Below are 3,604 nucleotides of genomic sequence, written 5' to 3' on the forward strand. Positions count from 1 at the left end.
GGCCGGCCGCCTCCGAACCGACGGCCCCCGGCGAACGGCCGGCCGCCTCCGCACCGGCGGCCCCCGGCGAACGGCCGGCCGCCTCCGCACCGGCGGCCCCCACGCCGGCCGCCGCGGCGGCGGCAGCCCCGGCGCCGGCACCCGTACCGGTACCTGTGCCCGTACCTGTGCCCGTGGCCGTACCTGTGCTCGTACCTGCGCCCGTGCCCGTGCCCGTGGCGGTGGCGGTGGCCGTGGCGACGACCTTCGCGCCGGGGGKGGCGGCCGCGCAGCGCGAGCAGCACTCCATGGCCCGCCACCAGCGGCCCTCCCGGTCGGCGATCACCGCCCAGACCACCGGCCCTCCGCACCGCCAGGACTCGCTGCGCTCACTGCGCTCGCCGCGCTCGCCCCGGTCGGCGGGGCGCAGGTGCGCACCGCACTCCTCCGCCTTGCACGCGCAGTACGCCGCCGCCCGCGGCCCGCTCGCGGCCCGCAGGTGGGCCTTGAGGTGCGCGACCGCGGCGGCCCGGCCGGCCGCCGCGGAGGGCAGGCGCTGCGCCGCGCAGGCGGGACGGCTGCACGAGAGGCGCACGGTCGTACTGCCACGGCCGGCAGCGTCCAGGCGCACCGCCCACCGGCGTCCCAGTACTCGGTCGTCAAGTCCGTACGCCGTGGCCGACGTCATCGTGGCCTTCCCTTCCCCTGTGTCCGCTGTGTTCGCTGTGTCCGCACTGCCGCATGGCGCCGCCGGGCGGCGGAGGCACGGCGGCGGGGCCACCGTATGCAGCCCGCGGACCCAAAGGTCCGCTGAACGCGCCCTGTTCACCGGAAAGGGAACCGGCAGCGCGCGACGCGAGGGGCACGCCCGGGGGAGCGGCGCCCGGCGCGGCAGGCACCTGCCGCGCCTGCCGCCGCTTTCTGGCGCAAGGCCGGTCCCCCGTAGGAGGGCGAGCGAACGTTTTTGCTGTTCAGGAGGGCCGGCGGTGCGGAAGGCGTCACGGCATGTCCCCGGCCTCGCGCCGTCCCTCACCCACCCCTGAAGGTGCACATCCGTGATCCTCGTCATCGTCGTCGCGGTCCTGGCGCTGCTCGCCGGACTGGCCGCCAACCGTTACCTGCGTCCCCGTCTGCTTAGCGAGGACGACGACACCGGTATGGCCGTCAAGGACCTCGTCGGCCCGCTGCTGACCCTGACCGTGCTGCTGCTGGCCTTCATCCTGGCCACCGCCAGCGGCTCCTACGGCAAGGCCGAGGTGGCCTCCCGCGGTGAGGCCCGCGCCCTGGACCAGCTGGTGGAGACCGCCGAGTACGCGCCCGGGGAGCAGCGGGCCGAGATCCAGGCCGCAGCCGTCTGCTACGCCCGCGCCGTACGCGCCCAGGAGTGGCCCGCGATGGCCGACAGCAAGGGCTCGGCCGCGCCCAGCGTGTGGTCCACCGACTTCCGCCGCACCTTCCGCGCGCTGGAGGGCGAGTCCGTCTTCGGCATGCTGGTGGCCGCCGACAACAAGCGCTCCGACGAACGCGAGGAGCGCCTGACCCAGGCCACCGCGAGCATCCCCAGCGCCATCCTGTGGTTCCTGCTGGCCACCCTCGTCTTCACCGTGATCGCCCTGGGCATCTGCATCCCCCGCCGCAACAACCGCGGTCAGCTGGCCACCCTCGTCCTGATCACCGCGCTGCTGACCACGACGCTGTGCATCATCCGCGACGTCGACCGGCCCTTCGGCGGCATCATCGACGTCCAGCCGACCGCCATCACCGAGGCCCAGCGCCAGGCCACCCGCGACTTCCTCGCCCAGCGCAGCGCCACCGACCTGCCCTGCGACGAGCGGGGCGACCGCCGCGCCGCCTGACCCGCCGCACCGCCCGAAGCAAGCCCCCGGGGAGCCCGGCCGTGTTCACGCGGCCGGGCTCCGCCATGTCGGCCGGGGCAGGACGTCCCCGCCCGGCGGCCGGGGCGGTCGCCCGCCGGCGCCGGCCGGTGTCGACCTCAGGTGGAGACGGTGTCGACCTCAGGTAGAGGGTGAGGGTTGCCGGGTCAGGGTGGTGACGGCGGCCGCCAGGGCGGCCCGGTGGCCGCCGGCGGGGGAGGTGTGCCCGCTGTCCGCCTGGTCCGTCTGCTCCGCCTGCAGCGCCTTCAGCGACCAGGAGGCGGTGTCCCAGCTGATCACCAGCGCGATCACCATGGCCATCAGGTCCAGGGCCGGGATGTCGGTGCGGATGCGGCCCGCCTCCTGGGCGGCCCGGATCGCGGCGACGTTCCTGCGGTACTCGGCGACCTCGGCGTCGATGGGCTGCTGGCGCTCCAGCCCCGCCCACAGGTACAGCCGCCGGATGTGCGGCCGCTGCTCCAGGCGGTCGTACAGAGCGCAGGCGTAGCCGGACAGGTCGCCCGCGTCGATCGCGACGGCTGCCGCCAGCTCCGACATGCCGTCGGCGACGACCATGTCGAACAGTTCTTCCTTGGTCCCGAAGTGCATGTAGATCGACCGCTTGTTGGCCTTGGCGCTCTCGGCGATGCGGTCGATGCGCGCACCGGCCAGACCGTGGGCGGCGAACTCCTCGACGGCCGCCTTCATCAGGCGCCGCTTGGTCTCGGTGGCATCAGGTGGCATGCGCCCATCGTACATAACCAACCGGGTATTTACAGGCGGCCGGGGCCGGTGTATGAATATAACCAGTTAGTTACTGATCGGGTCGGAGCAGTTCGGGCCGACCCGGCCGACCGAGGAGAACTCCATGTCCCGTACCTGGTTCATCACCGGCACGTCCTCCGGCTTCGGCCGCCACCTCACCGAGCAGCTGCTGGCCCGGGGCGACAGGGTCGCCGCCACCGCGCGGCGCCCGGAGACCCTCGACGACCTCGCGGCCCGCCACGGCGACCGGCTGTGGCGCGCCCGCCTGGACGTCACCGACACCGCCGCGCTGCGCGAGGTCGTGGACCGCGCCTTCGCCGACCTGGGCCGCATCGACGTCATCGTCTCCAACGCCGGCTACGGGCTCTTCGGCGCGGCCGAGGAACTCTCCGACGCGCAGATCGACGCGCAGATCGCGACCAACCTCACCGCCTCGATCCAGCTCGCCCGCGCCACCACCCCCCACCTGCGCCGCCAGGGCGGCGGACGCCACATCCAGATCGCCAGCGTCGGCGGCCAGGTGGCCTTCCCCGCCATGAGCCTCTACCACGCCACCAAGTGGGGCATCGAGGGCTTCTGGGAGTCGGCCGCCGCCGAACTCGCGCCGTTCGGCATCGGCGTGACGATCGTCGAGCCGGGCGTCYCGCGCACCAACTTCGGCGCCGGCAGCGCGGTGCTGGGCGCGCCGCTGCCCGCGTACGCCGAGGGCCCCTCGGGGCAGCTGCGCGCCGTCCTGTCCGGCGACCTGCCCCCGCTGCCCGCGCCGGGCGATCCCGCGAGGACGGCCGCCGCGATCATCGCCTGCGCCGACCAGGACCGGGCGCCGCTGCGCCTGACGCTGGGCTCGGACGCCTACGCCATGGCGAGCGCCGCCCTGCGCGACCGCCTCCAGGCCCTGGAGGACGGACGGGACCTGGCCCACTCCACCGACGCGGACGCCGAGGCCGACGCCGGTCCCGCTCCCGCGGACCGCGCCGGCCACTGAA

Annotated in this window: 3 protein-coding genes and 1 pseudogene; 2 read left to right on the forward strand and 2 right to left on the reverse strand. The window is 74.7% G+C overall.

The features are described from left to right. A pseudogene (locus FGF04_RS41550) lies at positions 1-667 on the reverse strand (hypothetical protein); the annotation flags it as partial. A 367-nt stretch (positions 668-1,034) separates the two neighbouring features. Between FGF04_RS41550 and FGF04_RS38455 the strand changes: the two are divergent. Then, the gene (locus FGF04_RS38455; protein ID WP_149516032.1) at positions 1,035-1,835 is read left to right on the forward strand and encodes a bestrophin-like domain; all 801 of its coding nucleotides are present in this window, start codon (positions 1,035-1,037) and stop codon (positions 1,833-1,835) included. 159 nt (positions 1,836-1,994) lie between these two features. Here FGF04_RS38455 and FGF04_RS38460 read toward each other — a convergent pair whose 3' ends face one another. Further along, a complete protein-coding gene (locus FGF04_RS38460) occupies positions 1,995-2,597 on the reverse strand; it encodes a TetR family transcriptional regulator (protein ID WP_223146454.1) in 603 nt (200 codons plus the stop codon). A 124-nt stretch (positions 2,598-2,721) separates the two neighbouring features. Between FGF04_RS38460 and FGF04_RS38465 the strand changes: the two genes are divergently transcribed. Then, complete coding sequence (locus FGF04_RS38465) at positions 2,722-3,603, forward strand: SDR family oxidoreductase (protein WP_149516034.1); 882 nt, start codon at positions 2,722-2,724, stop codon at positions 3,601-3,603. The last annotated feature ends 1 nt before the right edge of the window (position 3,604 follow it).

Source organism: Streptomyces apricus (genome assembly GCF_008369065.1).
Lineage (GTDB): Bacteria > Actinomycetota > Actinomycetes > Streptomycetales > Streptomycetaceae > Streptomyces > Streptomyces apricus.

What these genes read in the sequence shown, in the direction of transcription:
- FGF04_RS38460 (WP_223146454.1), bottom strand. Translation starts at nt 2,597, where the DNA reads ATGCCACCTGATGCCACCGAGACCAAGCGGCGCCTGATGAAGGCGGCC.